We start from the raw sequence: 17,921 nt of genomic DNA on the forward strand, positions 1-17,921 counted from the left end.
TACTTCGTGTTTTTCACGTTTGAATAAGGTATTAAAATGTTTGAATTACCTCAACTTGATTTAAAGAATAAAGTTTCTGCCCAAGAGTGGCAGTTACGTGTTGATTTAGCTGCCTGCTATAGGTTAGTTGAACACTTTCGTTGGGGTGATTTGATTTACACGCATTTATCAGCGCGCTTGCCGGGGACGGACTATTATTTAGTAAATGCGTTTGGTTTAACGTTTGATGACGTGACGGCGTCTAACTTAGTAAAAGTAGATTTAGACGGCAATATTTTGGATGATACGCCGTTTGCAATCAATCCTGCAGGTTTTACTATCCATAGCGCTATTCATGAAGTTCGCGATGATGCGCATTGTGTTATTCACTTACACACAAAAGAAACGATTGCAGTCGCAACTCAAAAAAATGGTTTATTGCCTTTGAGCCAGTATTCAATGTTTTCATTACCATCGTTGTCCTATCATGGTTATGAAGGCTTAGCGGTCAATAATGACGAGAAAAAGCGCTTACAAGATGATTTAGGCGATACCAACCATATGTTATTGGTTAATCATGGTGGCTTAACTGTTGGTCCAACAGTCGGTGATGCTTTTATGCGTTTTTACGATTTACAGCGTGCGTGTGAAATACAGCTTGCATTACAAGCGAGCGGCCAAGCAGTTACACCTGTGCCACAAGTCATAATCGATAATATTTATAATCAAGCGAATGTTGTACACAGTGGTAGCACTGGTGGGCAACTTGCTTGGCCTGCGATGTTACGCAAGGCCTATCGTCTTGATCCTAGTTTTGCAAAATAACCTAAGTTTGGTTAATAAGGAATTTTCATGAAAGTTAATCGCGTTGAAGTATTCGATATCCATTGCCCAGATAGACCTGCATGGACGCCAGTATTCGTTCGTATTCATACTGATGAAGGTATTAGTGGTGTTGGAGAGGCTGGCCTTGCTTATGACTTAGGTCACAGTGCGGCGGCGGCCATGATCAAAGAGATGGCAGATGCCTTCTTAATTGGTCATGACCCATTTCAAACCGAAAAGTTATGGTCGCGTATGCTGCGTGAAAGCTTTTGGGGTTTAGGTGGTGGGCCAGTGGTGTATGCAGCGATGAGCGCGATTGATACAGCCTTATGGGACATTAAAGGTAAAGCGTTAGGTTTACCTGTGTACCAGTTATTAGGCGGCAAAGTAAACGATAAGCTGCGTACCTATGCATCGCAGTTACAGTTCGATTGGGATACAGAATTTAAAGCGTTAGTACATCCACAAGAGTACGCAGAAGCGGCATTAAAAGCCGTGGCACAAGGGTATGACGCAGTAAAAGTTGACCCTATTCAATATGATAAAGATGGTAATACGTATTACGACCGTACCAATATCATTTCACGCGCTGAAATGAAGCTGTACCGTGCGCGTATGCAAGCAATTCGTGAAGCGGTAGGCGATGAAGTCGACATCATTTTTGAATGCCACAGCTTACCGGGTGTAACCTCGGCAATTCAAATTGGTGAAATTGCCAAAGAATTTGATTGTATGTTTTATGAAGAGCCGGTTAACTACTTAAATCATTCTTTACATGCAAAAGTAGCTGATAAAGTGGCAGTACCTATTGCTGGTGGCGAGCGTTTATATAACCGTTGGGGTGTGCGTCCGTATTTAGAAGATCAGAGCATTAATGTACTTCAGCCGGATATTGGTTTATGTGGTGGTTTTACTGAAACTAAAAAAGTATGTGACTATGCTGATATCTTTGATGTGCGCATTCAAGCTCACGTATGTGGTGGCCCTGTGGCAACTGCTGCGTCGTTACATTTAGAAACGGCGATTCCAAATTTCTTGATTCATGAGCATCATACGTATGCAATTAAAAAGTGGAATCGTGAATTATGCTTACAAGATCCACAGCCTAAAAATGGTTTCTTTGAAGTATCTGAAGAGCCTGGTATTGGTATTGAGCTAAATGATGAGATTGTAATGCGTTCACAGCGTGTTGAAATTAAATAAGCTGTTCTTTACATGATTTGAAGAAAAAGCCCGTTCGGGCTTTTTTATATTTAACCAGAGTGAAAACCATTCACTTTGCATTGTACTTTGGGTAAGGGTTCAGTTGCTTTGCTATCAAGGTGGCGCAAAAAGCATGTGTTATTTTTGATCAGCAACTCAAATCGATCGGGCATGTTAAGTTGCTTCCCCATAATGGGGTTACCCATCCCATCGCTTTTATTTACATTATCAACAACCATTACACTTTGCTGCATAAATACATCATCCGCCACGGCGATAGGATTACTGCGCATTAGCCTTGCCATACCTTGCGCTATTAGCTCACTTTGTGGCTTTATTAATAGTGCGTGCTGTAGTTTGGGCGTGGGTTTATCTGCATAAAAAGCACAACCGGCAAGTAGAAATATAGATAAAGCTGGTAATAGTCGTTTATTAAATAGCATTACTTAACCTCTTTAATACCCTCAATTAGCGACCTAATTTGAGGGTAAAACCTTATTGGTTTCAATTAATGTGGTAGCACGATTATCAAATACGTCAGGTGTATCGCTAACGCTTGATGGTGCAAAGCCTTGTATACTGGCAGTTGAGGTAGCGACAGGGCAGCTACCATTACTTCGATAGCTTAAAGCTGTTTTAAGTAAGGCTTCATTTGGATCGCCTAGTTGGTAACTAAAATCATCAGCCACTGCACAGCCCGCTATGCGCACAGGTAAGCGCTCATTATCTACTGTATTTTGCGGAGCAAAGCCATCTGAATATTCACCAAACCCTTTATTATTTTCTCCTGTAAATTGAATACTGAAATAGGTTGTATCGCAGTTATCGGTAGGATAAAAACCGTAAGGTTTACCGCAAGTACCTGAACCAATTTGAATTACTTCTATATCAGCTCCTTGTAAGCCATTAATAATCGCTTCACTGGCTGAGCAAGTGCTACTGGTCGTTAATACATAAACCCGTTTTAAATTAAGACTCGGTAAAGGCGTGCCGGGACTTACCGCTGGATTCTCAGCAAAGCCGATAAACTCGTCAATAAACATAACGGGTGCTAAAGGCTTAGCAGTAACAGGGTTTATAGTTGGGTGTTTGTCGTTAAAAATAGTGCGTTCAAATATTTTGTTATTTGTATTGGCGGCTCCAGCGATCATGTAGCCTATTTGGCTCGCCATTTGTAGAAAGCCCCCCCCGTTGTAACGCATATCAATGATGAGATCAGTTACGTTACTTGCTTTTAGAGAATTAAAAGCATCAAAAAGTGGCTTTTCTGCAATCGCGTTGTGGCTATTAAATTGAAAATAACCCACCGAGTCATTTTCAAAGGTTTTTACATTAGTGACTGGTTGCGATGCAATGCTTTGTGAGATTAGCGTTACTTCACGCGTTTGTTGATTATTGATATCTTTGAACAAAAAAGTGGTGCTCACACCAGTTTGTTTTGGATATAAACCAGCATTAAGAGTATCTACGTCAGCTTGGCTGGTCGCGTTAATAAAATCGACACCATTGACTTCTAAAATTTCAAACCCTCGGCGAAGATTTTGATTACTGGCGGGAGAGTTCGCTTCAGTATAGCTGATCAGGCCTTTTCGAGGGGCACTTGAGCTAAATAGCTTCACTTTAAAGCCATAGCCAAACGTGATACCTGATTGACTTTGTGCTTCCCACTCGGCGGTAGAAAGGCTGGAATGAAAGTTATCTTTGTTGGCACCAGAGTCAGTTTTTTGTTCTGTTTTTAATAAGGTGAAATAGTCACTCACACTTGCTGTTAGTGCAGGATCTCGGTCTATTATTTCGTCATACCATAGGTAAGTTTCGTTACTCCATGAGCGAAGAAAATGCTTTTGATTCAATGCTTGGCATTGTTTATCAAAATTATCTGATGGCTGAAAGACACCTTGAGTCCAGCTAATTGTGTTACCAGTACTGCCGCCACTATCGGCCATGGTACTGCCACCACCGCAACCAGTTAGTACGGCCAAAAAAGTAACGTTAAAAAGGCCTAGTATGAGTTTGTTTTTAGATGAAGTAGTCATAAAAGCGTTCTGTTTTTATACAACAATAAGCTGAATATAGCGGTTTTTAATTAAAGTTGATAGCAGTGACGCGCGTTTTTATAACTTAATTGTTGCCATAAGCTGTGGGTTTTGCAAAGCGCAAAATTACTTAACCAGCGCTTTTGATAGCTTGAATTGATTTGGCATACGGGAAAATTACTAGCAAACATCATGCGCTGTTGACCAAAGCATTGAAGAATAAAGTCAAAACACGCTTGTTGCTGAGCTTGCAGTATAGCTGTAAATAGCTCAAAGCCTGAGAATTTAATCGTGCAGTTGGGTATGTGAGCGAGTCGACGAATTCCCTCTTGCCATAGAGAGAGGTTATTCGGCAAACCAGCATGGTTTATGACTACGTGCAAGTTTGGGAGTTGTTGGCAGTACTTAATTAATTGCTCGGTGATAGCTAAGTTTTCAACATTAAACTGTGCTTCAAACATTAGTTGGCAATCATTCAAAAGCGTTAAATTATCAAGGCAATTAGGGTGAGTTAACCGAGTTGCATCCGCACCTTCGGTTATGTCTCTAATCCCCACCAAACTTGAATGTGATAAAGCGTTTATCGCATTATTAAAGTCCTCAGGTGGACTATCAATGCAAGCAAAACCTACTGCTTTATAGTTTTCCCCGTGCAGATGCTGCGCCAGCCAGTTTAGCTCATTAATTGGGTTTTTATTATCAAACCCTGCTTCAATATGCACCAGCCCTATGATTTCAAATGGACTCGTTTGTTGTAGTTGTGCAGCATTAATAGGGCGTTTAATAGTCTCTAAATTTGGCCAAGAGGGCGGATTACTTCCTTGTAGCCACTCATATTGCCCATCTAGCAAATTAAAAAAATGCACGTGAGGGTCAATAATACGTTCGCTCATTGTGCGGTATAACCGCCATCGATAGTTTGTAAGCTGCCAGTAATAAAACAGGCCTCATCGCTGGCTAAAAAATTGACTAACGCGGCGACTTCATCTGCTCGACCCAGCCTACCTAGCGGTTGCAAAGCTCCTTCTTCGGCAACTATGCTGGCTTTATCTGCGCCACTGCGAGCACAGTATGCATCAATCGCATTATGAAATAAGGGGGTTTCAATGGTGCCGGGGCATACAGCATTAGCACGAATATTAAACTGGGCGTAATCAAGCGCGGTTGTTTTTGCCATTGACGCTAACGCATGTTTGGTGAGGTTATACGCAAACGAGTTTGTTTTAGCTATGACGGCTTGATCTGAGGCAATTAAAATAATCGCCCCATTTTTTTGCGTTTTCATACTTGGTAATACGCTTTGAATTGCCGCGTACGCACCTTTTACATTAAGCGCAAACAAACTGTCGAAGGTTGCTTCATCCGTGTTTTCAATGGTTGCACTTAAATGGCGGCCAGCATTAGATACCAATATATCAATGTGCTTAGTTGTGCTAGCAATGTCAGTAATAACGCTTTTAACCGTATTTACATTACTGACATCACAGCGGTGCCAAGTACCTAAATCTGAATGTTCGAGATCAAGGTTGTGAACCTGATAACCATTTTTTATAAAACGTGCAACAATAGCTTGGCCTATGCCTTTACTACCGCCTGTAACGATTGCAACCTTTGACATAGAATTTCCCTAGTGGTTGTGACCACAACCGCCTTCGCTGTGAACGTGACCGTGTGATACTTCTTCACTTGTAGCTTCACGTACGCTTAATACTTGCACATCAAAAGTCAGTGTTTTACCAGCAAAAGGGTGGTTTAAATCACAGTCAGCATTAAAACGACCTACTTTAACAATCGTTACTTGATGACGACCTTGGTTAGAGCTAACCATTGCAGTCATGCCAGCTTTCCACACTTTGGTGTCACCTTGGAGGTGTTTAAGTGGAATACGTTGGATTAGATCATCAACACGCTCACCGTAAGATTCGCTTGGCTCAAGAGTAACACTGAAGCTATCACCAGCGGCTTTGCCTTCAAGGGCTGTTTCTAAACCTGGAAGCATGCCTTCAAGGCCATGAATGTATGTTAATGGTTCATTGCCAGTGCTTGTTTCTATTTGTTCACCGGCTTCACTTAATGTGTAGTGAAACTCAACCGCTGAGTTTTTGCTGATTTGCATGCCAATCTCTTTAATATTTACTGAATGAAACGCTAATTTTACGCTAAATACGGATGATGTGAAACTGCTGGTTAGTGTGGTTGTTTTAAGGTTTTCTCTAATCCTAACAATAAGCCATCATTTTGTAATTGGGAGATCGGCTTTATTGCTTGTGGCAAGTGTAATACGAGCGTTATACCCGGTTTTAAGATGCTAGAGGCACTGAGTTTATTCCACTGTGCGAGGTCTTTATGCGAGACATCATAAAGTTGACTGATATCCCAAATTGTATCCCCAGGCTTGACTTGGTAATTAACAGTAATGGTTGCAGTGGCTACTTGGGTATCATCTAAATAAGGACTGATTTTATAGTCAATTGTCAGTGAGCCTGGCATTGTTTTTGGCTGTCCTGTGAGTAGGCGTTCGCCAATACCAATGAGGTTGGTCTTTTTATTATTTAACATTTTTAGCTTTTTAACGGGCATATCAAACTTTTTAGCGATGCCGTATAAGGTATCGTTTTTCTTAACAAAGTACTCTCCAGTAAAGTTACTCTTGAAGAACTGACTGCTTAGCAATGCTTGCTGTTGCAATGGGAGGAGCAATGTATGAGGCCCATTTGGTGAACTTTGATTTTTTAAATAACCAGGGTTGAGTTTATGCAATTGGCTGCGCCCTACACCTGATAGATTAGCAATAACAGAAAAATCAAACTGTTGACCTACATTAAACTCAGTAGTTTGGGCTTTATTCTTAAGCTTAGGGCGTATTAAGCCTAGCTTAGGGTTTTGCACTAAATAGCTTAATGCTAAGAGCTTAGGTACGTAATCTGACGTTTCTTTAGGGAGTTTGAGAGACCAATAGTCGGTGCTTTTACCACGTTTTTTATTATTAGCAATTGCGCGTTGTACTCGACCTTCGCCACTATTATAAGCCGCGAGTGCATGCATCCAGTTACCATCAAAACGTTTATATAAATATTCTAAATACGCCAGAGCAGCATCTGTTGAAGCCAGTACATCTTGACGGCCGTCATACCATTGATCTGACTTAATACCAAAATGATGCGCAGTGGCTGCGACTAACTGCCATACCCCAACAGCTTGAGCAGAGGAACTGATCGTTGGGCGAAAGTCACTCTCAACAAAAGGTAATAATGCCAGTTCCATCGGCAGCTTACGTTGTTCTACTTTATTGACGATATGGTATAAGTAAGGAGCAGCTCGCTCGTTCACTATTTGTAGATATTTAGGTTGGCGGGTATACCATTTAATACGTTTGTTGAGTGCCCTATTTAGATAGATTTTAATATGTAAGTTGTCAGCAATATGCTGCCATAAATCAGGGCTTGCGGATCGTGAGTGTGACTTTTCAATTGTAGGTTTATACGGACTCGGTACTGTGTGATTTTTTTTATTGGGTTGCAGTAGTTCAGTCGATATAGTGGTCGTAGGCGGTGTTGCTTGTGCGTTCGTGCTTACCGCAATCGCGTTTTTTGTTGACGGCTTAAAGTGGTTAAAAATAACGGGGGCTTGTTCTATATCAGGCGCTGCAGGTTGCAGCTTTGTAGACTGACAGCCGCTGAGTAATATTGCTATTACGAAAATGAAAAAATAATTCCTGCGCATAAACACCACCGAATCAATATCCCTTTATAAGCTTAGCACAACCTTGTGTAGGGTCTATTTTGACTGTTTCGCGCGCTTAAGTCCAGCTTGTAGAAATAAAGGGTAAGCTTTATAGGCAGTTGTATCAATTTGATAATCTTTAGCAAATTCAGCAGGGAAGCTTTGCTGTAATGTTGTAAGTTCCACATTGGGATTGGTTGATACATGCTTAATAATTTGTTGTAAAAACCTGTATGGCTGACTTAAATCAGTTGCTTTTAAGGGCGCTCCATGGCCAGGTAAAATTATTTTTATCTGTTTGTTATTGCTAAATTGTTTAAGTAGTTCTGCCCATTCAACTAAGTTGCCGTGTCCAGGGTAAGGCAGCCAATCTACAATGTCTCCCCCTAGTAAGATGGTTCCTTGTTCTGCTAGTAATGTCAGATCTCCATTTGTATGTGCTTGATGGGCGTGCAGCGTTATAGGGTAGTCACCTAAATTGAGTGTGAGAGAATCAGAGACTTGCATTGCATTTGGCTGCAAATTAAATTTTCGCCAGCGAAGTAGACGCTGTTTGGCTAATTCTAATTTCTTTCTCCATTGTGGCTGTAAAGAAGCTGGTTGTTCAGCTAATCGTTGATAACTAAGCTCAATACTTTGCTCGTAACTATCAAGTTTATCTTCAAAGGCACGTTGAAAATTTGCAAACTCGCGGGCAATCTGTTTATGAACAATGAGTTTGGCGTTTGGGTAACTGTGTTGCAAAATGGCCATGCCTAATAAGTGGTCATCATGAAAATGGCTCGCAACTAAATAGCAAAGAGGGGTCGTCAAAGTTGACTTTAGTTTTACAATTGTAGCTTCAACGGCTGCAAAATTGCCGCTGGCATCAAACATTAAAGCGCACTCTTTACCTTGGATTAATACTTGGTTGGAATCATAAAAGCGTAGCTTTGGTTGCTGTTGTAAAAATTGAATGTTTGGGCTGATTGTTTGCCAAGTTACGGCACTATAGGCGAAAGGTGCTAAGCTGATTAGTAACCCAACAATTAGCAGTTTAAATGTAGTTATTAGTTTGAAAGGACTACTTAGCATGGGTCATATCGATCAATAAAATAGGTCGCTTACAGTAGCTTATTTTATTGGTAATAACAAAAAAAGCGCTAAGTAGCGCTTTTTATTTGGCTGATGAGCTACCTAAGTATGCACTTAGTTTATCAACAAGCTGATCGTGCTGTTGTAGTTCTGCACTTTGCTGTGCTTTTGCTTCAAGCAGTTCGTGACTAATGTTCAAAGCAGCCATTAATAAAGCTTTTTGATCATTGCGAACCGTTGAGCGTTGCTTCATTTGCTCGACTAAATCATTAAGATGTTTAGCGGCAGCAATTAGAGCGTCTTCTTGTCCTACAGGGCAAGCAAATTGCTGCTCTTTACCAAGCAACTCAACGGTGACTCGCTGGTTTTGCAGCTCAGACATTAGTTTGCCTGTTGAGCGCTTTGTAGTTTCTCAAGTAGGCCTGTTAACGTTGTGCTGGTATCTTTTTGTTTTTCTTCGCTTTCAAGTGCTTCAAGTTGAAGAATTTCATTTTCATCGATCAGCTGACTGTTTTTATCTTTAAGTTCATTCACTTCTGTTTGAAGTTGTGAATTTTGGCTAATTAATTGGTCGATCAGTTGTTCTAATTGAGAAAGGGTCTCGTTATTCATAAATGCGCTCATAAAACTGTGATTATTGTCATGCAAATGTAAAGCAAAATTGCTTTATATGCCAGTATTTACGTGTGTTTTAGCTGATTTTTATTCGTCGTTAAGGGATAATTCAGCTAACGGGCTATTTCATTCAGAATTGGTTCACGCTCAGTTGCCAAATGCATAATGTTTATGGTTCACTGGTTTTATAAATAAGCTTATAGCGAAATTAAATTATGCTCAGTTACAGACACTCATTTCATGCGGGTAATCCGGCCGATGTTGTTAAACATTTGGTACTTGCTCAGGTATTAAGTTACCAAACTCTTAAAGATAAACCGTTGGATTATATTGATACGCATTCTGGCGCCGGTTTTTTTGAATTGGCTGGGGCAGATGCCCAAAAGACCCAAGAATACCTCGATGGTATCGCCAAGCTCTATCAACATACGAGTGAACATCAAGAGTTAAATGATTATATTGATCTGATTAAGTCGTTTAATGAAAGTGAGGCGTTAGCGTTTTATCCAGGGTCACCAAAAATTGCAGAGCACTTTTTACGTCGCCAAGACAAAGGTTGGTTCTTTGAGTTGCATCCACGAGACTTGGTATTATTACAAGAAAATATGAGCGGCAAGCGCTCTATACGTGTCCGTGGTGAAAACGGCTTTACAGGCCTAGTCGGGTTATTGCCGCCAGCATCTCGTAGGGCATGTGTATTAATTGATCCACCTTATGAAATTAAAGATGATTACGACACCGTTGTAAAAACATTAACGAAGGCTTATCAGCGTTTTTCTACTGGCACTTATATGATTTGGTATCCAGTTGTAGATAGAGAGCGTATTGAGCGCATGGAAGAGGGCTTAATCGCATCAGGTATGCGTAATATTCAATTATTTGAATTAGCCACAGAAGAAGATACAGACGTTCATGGCATGACAGCCTCAGGTATGATCGTAATTAACCCACCGTGGAAGTTAAAACAAACAATGGATAATGTATTACCTGAGCTAGTTAGCTTATTGAGTGATTCATCAGGTTTTTATCGCAGCGAACAATTAGTCGAAGAATAAAAGTAAACGCCCAGCATAACTGGGCGTTTAATACTCAGAGAAATCAAAATTAATTAAAATACATGGCTTTAAACGTTGCAAGTTGTTTGCCTTGCAGATCTTTTAAAATCAGTGATTCGCCATTAATATCCCATAGAGCTGTGTTCTCTAGTACTGCCGACATTGCACTTTCTTGTTCCATGCTTTTAAAGCACATCATTTTAGTGCTGGCTTGCGGGCCAAATGTGAGTGATTGCTGGTTGACTTGATAACTGCCAGTAAAGTTATTACATCCTAAAAAGCCATGGCTTTTGTTATCTTTACTAAATTGTATAAACGGCTCTCTGGTTTCAACAGTTACAGGCTTACCATTTAAGGTAATGGCTTTAAAGTAGGTGTTAACTAAACTTACATCGGGTTGTTGTGCGGCAACTTTAGAAACTGTAATGGTAAGAGGTTCACTCTGTTGCGAGTGTGAGAACGGGTTATTATGTGTTGTGCTTACATAAAGTAAATTATCTTGATTAACGATACGTGCGCTAACACTGTAGCGGCTGCGTTCGTTTAATATGCTTGCGTCGTAGGGGAGTGTCACTGTGTATGGCGGCGCACCAGCAATATCAATAGTTTGTTGACTGATAATATCGGCAGCTACATCCATTTTCGACACATCGGCTAAAGTTACCGTTAATTGTGAGCCGGGACGCAGCATGCTGCGATCAAGGTAGGTTACTTGTGTTGTTAGCATTGCGACAGTTTCATTTTTAATTGCATGGCTTGCGTTTGTAGCCTGCTGATTTACACAACCAGACAGAATTAACGTGCTGCAAGCTAATATACTAATGTTGGTAATTGATTTTAAAACAGATCGAGGTTTATGTAACAGCATGACTTATTCCTTGAAATAAATTAAGTCAGTAGATAGTGGTTACAGTGTAGTTATTTGCTACTTAATCGCAGCTTAATTTTAAGTATAAAAAGCGCTATTTAGCGCTTTTACTGGATATATGAATAAGACTTACTTTTTAACAAATTTAGTTAAAATAACAATTCGTTGACCGTCAACGCGACCTTCAATGTGCTCAGGGTTGCTGGTTAAACCGATATTACGAACTGCTGTTCCACGCTTTGCAGTTAAGCTGCTGCCTTTCACGTCTAAGTCTTTAATTAGCGTGACAGTATCGCCCGCTTGTAATGTTACGCCATTACTATCTACATGTTTGATGTCATCGTCTTCAGCAAGTGCTACTTTGGCCCATGCTAACGTATCTTCTTCAAGATAAATCATATCTAACGCATCTTGTGCCCAGCCATTATCAGCAGCTAAACGAGATAGCATTCTATAAGCCACTACTTGGACTGCTGGCACTTGGCTCCACATACTATCGTTTAGACAATGCCAATGTGTTGGAGTGATATCGATATTACTTTCAACTTGGTCTTTACATGTCTGGCAGGTATAAATGCACTTGTCTGAATGGGTTTCTGTAACAGGTGGCACTTCGTATACAGATAAGTTGTCAGTTGCAGAGCACAACTCACATTGGTTACTGCTACGTTCTACTAAGGCTTGTTCAATGCTCATGTCATTAGCTCTTGTGATTTTTTACAAAAAAGTATGGCGCTATTATACCCAACCTCAGCCCTGATGAGAACATATCCATGATAAATGTATGGTTATAGTGCCCGATGTTTTTGTTGTGGGTACGAAAGTTGAGGAATCTGAAATTTCGTACCCACAGCATTGTGTTTAGTTAATGCAAGCTTGCAAAAGTTCACTATACTAAGTCAATACAAAAAGAACAATTTAGCTGGCATGAGTCGCTATAAATTATTAGCAGGAAATAATATGCCGAATACACAAATTACAGCGAACGTACCAAATATGGTCACTCAATATATAGCACGACAGCCAATATTTAATACTGATAAGAGTATTTTTGCTTATGAGTTATTGTACAGAGATTCAAGCGATAATTTTTTCCCTGTAGGGACGACCGACGGACAAGCAACAGGTCGCTTATTTTTTAATGCATTGATGTTGATTGGTATCGATAAATTAACAGCTAACCAGTGTGCATTTATCAATCTTTCAACGGATGCTTTGTTAGATGATTTTCCTAAACTATTACAGCCAAAAAGCGCTGTAATAGAAATTGTTGAAAGAGCTGGCAATATAGAGCAAGTTACTAAAAGGGTACGTTCACTGAAGCAAGATGGTTATGTGTTTGCATTAGATGATTATGACGGTGATGCAAAATGGGAGCCCTTATTAGAGCTGGTAGATTTTATAAAGCTAGAAGTTGAAAACCCAATAATTAAAACGAATATTCAACTTAAAAAGCTTAAAAGACGCTTTCCCGATGTAAAAATTATTGTGGAAAGAATCGAAACTCACGAAGAGTTTACGACTTTAAAAGATGCAGGCTGTGACTACTTTCAAGGCTTCTTTTTTGCGCGACCAGAGATGCTCACTTACCACAATGTTGAGCCTTCAAAACTAGCGGTGTTTGATCTTTTACGGTGTACATCGCGACCGGATATTGATTTTGATGAAGTACATCAAAGAGTTGCCAAAGATGTTGGTTTAACTGCACGTATTCTTAAGCTAGTTAATGCGCGCTCGGGTAACCAAAATTTAGAGATTACTTCTATCTCTCAAGCGGTTATTTATTTAGGCGAAGATTCAATCCGCCAATTCGTAAGGGTATTAGCACTTAGCGAATTAGGGGTAGATAAACCCAGCGAGCTAACTAAGCTTGGTTTAACACGAGCCCATTTTATGCTGCTGATGCTTGAGCCTGGCGGTAAGGAAATGTCAGAGCGAGGTTACTTAGTTGGCCTGATGTCTGTACTTGACGCTATTTTAAGCATGGAATTAGGCGCAATAGCAAAAGAGTTTTGTCTAGGTGATGATTTGTCTAGTGCGTTATTGTGTTTTAACGGCATGTTAGGTGCGACTTTACAATTAACTCGCGCTGTAGAAGAAGATAACTGGCTATTGGCAACCAAGTTATTAGAAACCATTAGACCAGCTTCAGAAATTGACATTGTATACAAGGCTATGTTTGTAGCCCGTGAATACGGTGATGAAGTTTTAGCCTCAATTATTGAACAAGCATAATGCCTTGGGTATGATGCGTTATTACAAAGTAATTTTTAAAGACTAGCTATGCGTTTATTATTGCCAATTGCCACTATTTTAATTGCGTTAGCATTGCTTGTACCGGGTGTCACTCAGCCAGTGCTGACGCTAGAAGGTAAAATTGATAAGTCAAAACTAGCTAAAACAGGTATTGAAATGCTTGCTGATGAAGGCGACAGAAATACCAGAAGGATGCTCACAATGGCATCAAGCATGTTTGGTCTTGATAAGCTTGAAGGTGAAGTTAGCGCTTACAAAAAAACGCGGAGCATCTGGGGAACAGTTAACGAACTTGCGAATAACAAAAATTATTTAGTTGCAGGGCTAGTGGCGTTATTTTCAATTGTAGTGCCTACTTTAAAACTGTTAATGCAATTAGTGTATTGTTTAATACCGATGAATAAATTCAAGCATAAACTCGGTCAAGTGATACAAAGCCTGAGTAAATGGAGCATGGTAGATGTATTCGTGATTGCCTTAATTGTTGCGTATCTTGCAGGAAATGCTGATGGCCAAATGGGCGAGCTTATCAACATGCACGCAGAATTTGGCGCAGGTTTTTGGTATTTTACTGGTTATTGTTTATTTGCCATCGCTGCAAGTAACTTAATAAAAATTGCACCAAGAAACAGTTAAACGTTTGTGTTAGCGAACAAGTTACCATAGACTTACAGCTTACAGCTTACAGCTTACAGCTTACAGCTTACAGCTTACAGCTTACAGCTTACAGCTTACAGCTTACAGCTTACATTTATTAAAGGCACTTTTTTGCAACGTATTTACCTTAGTATATTGACCGTCGTTTTGTTACTCACTTTAGTGGGTCAAGCGGTTGCGTCAGTAACTATGAGTTGCGAAATGCCACATATGAACCAAACCGATTCACAAGTCACCGATACCAGCGATATGCACCATGACATACCAGCAGGTATGATGAACATGGATTGCTGTGACGATGACGCAACGGCTAATCAAGAATGTGGCTGCCCGATGAGTGCGTGTAGTACTCATTCAATGTTAAGTATGAACGCGCTATTTAGCGTTACGCTAACTCCCCCCGAAAAAGTACAGCTTTACACACCGCAAAATCAACATCGTATAGCCAGTTCGTTATACCGTCCTCCTATGTCTGCTTAATAGCAGGATAGGTGCGTCTAAAATTTACATAAATCACCTTTTCTGCCTCTAAATTTAATCATTTTTTAATTTTAGTGGAGTAAGTGATGAATCACTTCAGAATATTTAAAGTCAGTTTTTTAGCGTTTTTGCTAACAGTTACAATCTCAGCGCATAGCAATGAGCTTAGCCTCGATGACGCGCTTAGCTATGCGCTTAATAACGAGCCATGGCTAACAGCCAGTAAATATCAACAAGCCGCAGTACAAGCGCAAAGTTTAGTCGCGGGCACCTTGCCAGATCCAGTATTAACTATCGGGCTAATGAATTTACCTACCGATGGCTTTGCGTTTGACCAAGAAGGGATGACCCAGTTAAAGGTTGGTGTAAGTCAGATGTTTAGTCGCGGCGATAGCCTTGCACTTAAAAAACAGGCATTAGCGCAGTCGGCGCAGCAATATCCATGGTTACGATCTGACCGACTCGCACAGGTTAAAACCATCGTGATCGAATCTTGGCTCAATGCGTATCGTGCGCAGCAAAGCATTGCTTTAATTGAGCAAGATAAAGCATTATTCTCGCAGCTGATTGATATTACAGAATCAAGTTATGCCAGCTCGATAGGTAACACTCGCCAACAAGATATTATCCGCGCACAGTTAGAGTTAACCCGTCTTGAAGATAAATTAATGATGCTTGAACAGCAGTTTGAAAGTGCTAAAAAGCGTTTATCACAATGGTTGCCAATCAATATGTTAACTCAGCCTGTGAGTGCTAAGCGCAGTGACATAATACCACTAGTCGATTTTGCACAACTTGAGTTTACACAGTTAATGCAGCTGCTGATGGCGCATCCTGCAATTGTCGCAATTGACCAAACGGTAGCCGCTAAAAAAACTGAAATTGATATTGCCAAACAAGGTTATAAACTACAGTTTGGGGTAAACATGGGCTATGGGTATCGCGATGGTACGCCAATCGGAGACTCGCGGGCGGATCTGTTTTCGGTAGGATTGAGTGTTGATTTACCGCTATTTACTGATAACCGTCAAGATCAACAAGTAAATGCGGCTATCGCCATAGCGGAAGCCGTAAAAACACAAAAGCTGATCGCACTACAAAAGCTTAAAGGCATGTACTTTAAAGAGTTTAGTCAGTTAGCACGGTTAGCTAAGCGCGGTGGGCTTTATCAAACTAAACTGCTGCCACAAATGGCAGAACAAGCGCAAGCCACATTAAACGCCTACACCCGCGATGATGGTGACTTTTCAGAAGTAATGCGCGCGCGTATTAGTGAGCTCAATGCCAAAATAGATGCGTTAAATATCCAAATCGATCAACAAATTATTATTGCTCGCCTGAATTATTACGCCAGTAGCCAAGATGCTGCTGTGATGGCTGAGCAGTTCGCAGGAGATCAAAGTGAATACTAATATAAAGCTTCTTATCGCAGCACTATTAGGTGCGGGAGTCTCCGTTGGTGCATTGTCTTTGCTGGGGAGCAGTAATGAGCATGTTGCTAACGGTACAGAGAAAAAGCCACTATATTGGGTGGCCCCTATGGATAGCAACTATCGCCGTGATGAACCTGGACTCTCACCGATGGGGATGGATTTAGTGCCTGTTTATGATGAGGGCAGCAGTAATAACCAAGATGGTCCTGGCGCAGTGACGATATCACCTGCGGTGTTTAATAACTTGGGGGTTAGAACCGAGAAAGTACAGTTTAAGGCACTGCAAAGTGAAGTAAACACGGTGGGCTATGTGCAGTATAACCAAGACCAACAGGTGCATATTCACCCGCGGGTTGAAGGTTGGTTAGAAACGCTTTACGTTAAAGCGGCCGGTGCTCAAGTAAAGCAAGGCGAACCACTGTATACTTTGTATTCACCACAGTTAGTTAATGCTCAAGAAGAATTTGTACTGGCAGTTAATCGTAAAAATACGGTGCTTATTCGCGCGGCCAAAGCGCGCTTAAAAGCATTGAATGTGTCGGACGGCTTTGTTGAGCGCTTACAAGCTAATAAAAAAGTGATGCAAAACATTACCTTTTACGCACGTCAAAGTGGGGTGGTTGATGAGCTCAATGTACGCGAAGGTTTTTATGTTAAGCCGGGTACTTCAATGATGAGCATAGCTCAGTTGGATGAAGTATGGGTTGAAGCCGAAGTATTTGAGCGCCAAGCACAGCTAATAGAAATAGGTTTACCCGTTACCATGACCCTAGATTACATTGCAGGACAAAGCTGGCGCGGTAACGTTGATTATATCTACCCAACACTGGATGCTAAAAATCGCACACTGCGGGTACGCTTGCGCTTTAATAACCAAAATCACCAGTTAAAACCAAATATGTTTGCGCAGGTGAGTATTCACGCTAAAGAAAGTGACAAGCAGCTTATTGTGCCAAAAGAAGCGGTGATCCGTACCGGCAACCAAGACCGTGTTGTGCTGGCATTAGGTGAAGGGCGCTTTAAATCTGTGGCGGTAGAGCTTGGTCGTAGTGATAACAATGACGCAGTGATTTTATCGGGTCTCAAAGCCGATGATCACGTGGTGACTTCAGCCCAATTTTTATTGGATTCTGAATCAAGTAAAAGCTCCGACTTTAAACGTATGCAAGCGCTAGACACTATCACTCACGTGTGGGGTAAAGGCGTTATTAACAGCGTTATGGCGGATCACCGTATGGTGAATATTAGCCATGAACCAATGGACGAACTCGATTGGCCAAGCATGACTATGGATTTTATAGTTACAGAAGATGTTGATTTCAGTGCGTTACAAGTAGGGCAAACACTGCATTTTGAGCTAACTAAGCAAGTTGATGATAGCTACTTACTGAGCGGTATTCATATTATGGACTCAACACATGTGATGGTCGAGTCTGCGAATACGGCAACCGTAATAGGTACTATCAACCATATTGATAAAACAACGCGTACCGCCAATATTAGCCGTGGTGAGATTGTAAAATGGAACCGCGAAGCTGCCACATTAGATTTTATGTTTGCAGCAGATGTAGACCTCACTGACTTATCTGCACAGCAGCAAGTGGAGTTTACCTTTAGTTTGCAAGACGGTGAGTTTGTGATCAGTCGTATCAAGACTGCAGCAATCATGCAACCAAATAGCGATAGCACCCTGTCATCGCATAACGGACATTAGGAG

19 protein-coding genes are annotated in these 17,921 nt (G+C 40.9%); 8 read left to right on the plus strand and 11 right to left on the minus strand.

Annotation, left to right across the window (positions count from 1 at the left end):
- The first annotated feature begins 36 nt into the window (after positions 1–36).
- Together HJP15_RS14330 and HJP15_RS14335 are read left to right on the plus strand one after the other, a co-directional pair.
- Positions 37–804 carry a class II aldolase/adducin family protein gene (locus HJP15_RS14330; RefSeq protein ID WP_170174041.1) on the plus strand — a complete coding sequence of 256 codons (768 nt, stop codon included), beginning with the start codon at positions 37–39 and terminating at the stop codon, positions 802–804.
- A gap of 27 nt (positions 805–831) precedes the next feature.
- Positions 832–2,007: a mandelate racemase/muconate lactonizing enzyme family protein gene (locus HJP15_RS14335; protein WP_054204507.1), complete on the plus strand. Its 1,176-nt coding sequence runs from the start codon at positions 832–834 to the stop codon at positions 2,005–2,007.
- Between the two features lie 50 nt (positions 2,008–2,057).
- Here HJP15_RS14335 and HJP15_RS14340 read toward each other — a convergent pair whose 3' ends face one another.
- From HJP15_RS14340 to zapB, 9 genes are all read right to left on the minus strand, one after another.
- The gene (locus tag HJP15_RS14340; RefSeq protein WP_054204506.1) at positions 2,058–2,450 is read right to left on the minus strand and encodes a hypothetical protein; all 393 of its coding nucleotides are present in this window, start codon (positions 2,448–2,450) and stop codon (positions 2,058–2,060) included.
- A gap of 33 nt (positions 2,451–2,483) precedes the next feature.
- Entirely contained in the window at positions 2,484–4,043 is a 1,560-nt protein-coding gene (locus HJP15_RS14345) for a S41 family peptidase (protein ID WP_170174042.1), read from the minus strand.
- A 50-nt stretch (positions 4,044–4,093) separates the two neighbouring features.
- On the minus strand, positions 4,094–4,936 hold the full coding sequence (locus tag HJP15_RS14350; protein WP_170174043.1) for an amidohydrolase family protein: 843 nt from the start codon (positions 4,934–4,936) through the stop codon (positions 4,094–4,096).
- Positions 4,933–5,661 carry an SDR family NAD(P)-dependent oxidoreductase gene (locus HJP15_RS14355; protein WP_170174044.1) on the minus strand — a complete coding sequence of 243 codons (729 nt, stop codon included), beginning with the start codon at positions 5,659–5,661 and terminating at the stop codon, positions 4,933–4,935. The genes HJP15_RS14350 and HJP15_RS14355 overlap by 4 nt, the downstream gene beginning before the upstream one ends.
- A 9-nt stretch (positions 5,662–5,670) precedes the next feature.
- Entirely contained in the window at positions 5,671–6,159 is a 489-nt protein-coding gene (locus tag HJP15_RS14360) for an FKBP-type peptidyl-prolyl cis-trans isomerase (RefSeq protein ID WP_054204502.1), read from the minus strand.
- 71 nt (positions 6,160–6,230) lie between these two features.
- Positions 6,231–7,766, minus strand: coding sequence for a transglycosylase SLT domain-containing protein (locus HJP15_RS14365; protein ID WP_054204501.1), 1,536 nt, complete (start codon positions 7,764–7,766; stop codon positions 6,231–6,233).
- 54 nt (positions 7,767–7,820) lie between these two features.
- On the minus strand, positions 7,821–8,840 hold the full coding sequence (locus tag HJP15_RS14370; protein WP_170174045.1) for an MBL fold metallo-hydrolase: 1,020 nt from the start codon (positions 8,838–8,840) through the stop codon (positions 7,821–7,823).
- Positions 8,841–8,922: 82 nt separating this feature from the next.
- Entirely contained in the window at positions 8,923–9,222 is a 300-nt protein-coding gene (locus HJP15_RS14375) for a cell division protein ZapA (RefSeq protein ID WP_054204499.1), read from the minus strand.
- Positions 9,222–9,452 (minus strand): cell division protein ZapB, encoded by a 231-nt coding sequence (gene zapB, locus HJP15_RS14380; protein ID WP_054204498.1) that lies wholly within the window; start codon positions 9,450–9,452, stop codon positions 9,222–9,224. Before zapB ends, HJP15_RS14375 begins: the two co-directional genes overlap by 1 nt.
- 218 nt (positions 9,453–9,670) lie before the next feature.
- Between zapB and HJP15_RS14385 the strand changes: the two genes are divergently transcribed.
- A complete protein-coding gene (locus HJP15_RS14385) occupies positions 9,671–10,510 on the plus strand; it encodes a 23S rRNA (adenine(2030)-N(6))-methyltransferase RlmJ (protein ID WP_170174046.1) in 840 nt (279 codons plus the stop codon).
- Positions 10,511–10,559: 49 nt separating this feature from the next.
- On the opposite strand, the gene HJP15_RS14390 is transcribed toward HJP15_RS14385, so the two are convergent.
- Entirely contained in the window at positions 10,560–11,378 is an 819-nt protein-coding gene (locus HJP15_RS14390) for an META domain-containing protein (protein WP_054204496.1), read from the minus strand.
- 129 nt (positions 11,379–11,507) lie between these two features.
- The gene (locus HJP15_RS14395) at positions 11,508–12,074 is read right to left on the minus strand and encodes a PhnA domain-containing protein (protein ID WP_170174047.1); all 567 of its coding nucleotides are present in this window, start codon (positions 12,072–12,074) and stop codon (positions 11,508–11,510) included.
- Positions 12,075–12,338: 264 nt separating this feature from the next.
- Between HJP15_RS14395 and HJP15_RS14400 the strand changes: the two genes are divergently transcribed.
- The 5 genes from HJP15_RS14400 (at position 12,339) to HJP15_RS14420 (ending at position 17,918) form a co-directional block, all read left to right on the plus strand.
- Positions 12,339–13,613, plus strand: a complete 1,275-nt coding sequence (locus tag HJP15_RS14400; protein WP_170174048.1) for an EAL and HDOD domain-containing protein — start codon at positions 12,339–12,341, stop codon at positions 13,611–13,613.
- A 48-nt stretch (positions 13,614–13,661) separates the two neighbouring features.
- Positions 13,662–14,270, plus strand: a complete 609-nt coding sequence (locus HJP15_RS14405) for a paraquat-inducible protein A (RefSeq protein WP_054204494.1) — start codon at positions 13,662–13,664, stop codon at positions 14,268–14,270.
- 132 nt (positions 14,271–14,402) lie between these two features.
- The gene (locus HJP15_RS14410) at positions 14,403–14,771 is read left to right on the plus strand and encodes a hypothetical protein (RefSeq protein WP_170174049.1); all 369 of its coding nucleotides are present in this window, start codon (positions 14,403–14,405) and stop codon (positions 14,769–14,771) included.
- An 86-nt stretch (positions 14,772–14,857) separates the two neighbouring features.
- Positions 14,858–16,183 (plus strand): TolC family protein, encoded by a 1,326-nt coding sequence (locus HJP15_RS14415; protein WP_170174050.1) that lies wholly within the window; start codon positions 14,858–14,860, stop codon positions 16,181–16,183.
- Positions 16,173–17,918, plus strand: coding sequence for an efflux RND transporter periplasmic adaptor subunit (locus HJP15_RS14420; protein WP_170174051.1), 1,746 nt, complete (start codon positions 16,173–16,175; stop codon positions 17,916–17,918). The genes HJP15_RS14415 and HJP15_RS14420 overlap by 11 nt, the downstream gene beginning before the upstream one ends.
- Positions 17,919–17,921 lie beyond the last annotated feature (3 nt).

This window comes from Pseudoalteromonas sp. NEC-BIFX-2020_002 (genome assembly GCF_013002825.1).
Classification (GTDB): domain Bacteria; phylum Pseudomonadota; class Gammaproteobacteria; order Enterobacterales; family Alteromonadaceae; genus Pseudoalteromonas; species Pseudoalteromonas neustonica.

Coding starts and splice junctions, on each gene's coding strand:
- HJP15_RS14330 (WP_170174041.1), top strand. CDS start 37: ATGTTTGAATTACCTCAACTTGATTTAAAGAATAAAGTTTCTGCCCAA.
- HJP15_RS14335 (WP_054204507.1), top strand. CDS start 832: ATGAAAGTTAATCGCGTTGAAGTATTCGATATCCATTGCCCAGATAGA.
- HJP15_RS14340 (WP_054204506.1), bottom strand. CDS start 2,450: ATGCTATTTAATAAACGACTATTACCAGCTTTATCTATATTTCTACTT.
- HJP15_RS14345 (WP_170174042.1), bottom strand. CDS start 4,043: ATGACTACTTCATCTAAAAACAAACTCATACTAGGCCTTTTTAACGTT.
- HJP15_RS14350 (WP_170174043.1), bottom strand. CDS start 4,936: ATGAGCGAACGTATTATTGACCCTCACGTGCATTTTTTTAATTTGCTA.
- HJP15_RS14355 (WP_170174044.1), bottom strand. CDS start 5,661: ATGTCAAAGGTTGCAATCGTTACAGGCGGTAGTAAAGGCATAGGCCAA.
- HJP15_RS14360 (WP_054204502.1), bottom strand. CDS start 6,159: ATGCAAATCAGCAAAAACTCAGCGGTTGAGTTTCACTACACATTAAGT.
- HJP15_RS14365 (WP_054204501.1), bottom strand. CDS start 7,766: ATGCGCAGGAATTATTTTTTCATTTTCGTAATAGCAATATTACTCAGC.
- HJP15_RS14370 (WP_170174045.1), bottom strand. CDS start 8,840: ATGCTAAGTAGTCCTTTCAAACTAATAACTACATTTAAACTGCTAATT.
- HJP15_RS14375 (WP_054204499.1), bottom strand. CDS start 9,222: ATGTCTGAGCTGCAAAACCAGCGAGTCACCGTTGAGTTGCTTGGTAAA.
- zapB (WP_054204498.1), bottom strand. CDS start 9,452: ATGAATAACGAGACCCTTTCTCAATTAGAACAACTGATCGACCAATTA.
- HJP15_RS14385 (WP_170174046.1), top strand. CDS start 9,671: ATGCTCAGTTACAGACACTCATTTCATGCGGGTAATCCGGCCGATGTT.
- HJP15_RS14390 (WP_054204496.1), bottom strand. CDS start 11,378: ATGCTGTTACATAAACCTCGATCTGTTTTAAAATCAATTACCAACATT.
- HJP15_RS14395 (WP_170174047.1), bottom strand. CDS start 12,074: ATGAGCATTGAACAAGCCTTAGTAGAACGTAGCAGTAACCAATGTGAG.
- HJP15_RS14400 (WP_170174048.1), top strand. CDS start 12,339: ATGCCGAATACACAAATTACAGCGAACGTACCAAATATGGTCACTCAA.
- HJP15_RS14405 (WP_054204494.1), top strand. CDS start 13,662: ATGCGTTTATTATTGCCAATTGCCACTATTTTAATTGCGTTAGCATTG.
- HJP15_RS14415 (WP_170174050.1), top strand. CDS start 14,858: ATGAATCACTTCAGAATATTTAAAGTCAGTTTTTTAGCGTTTTTGCTA.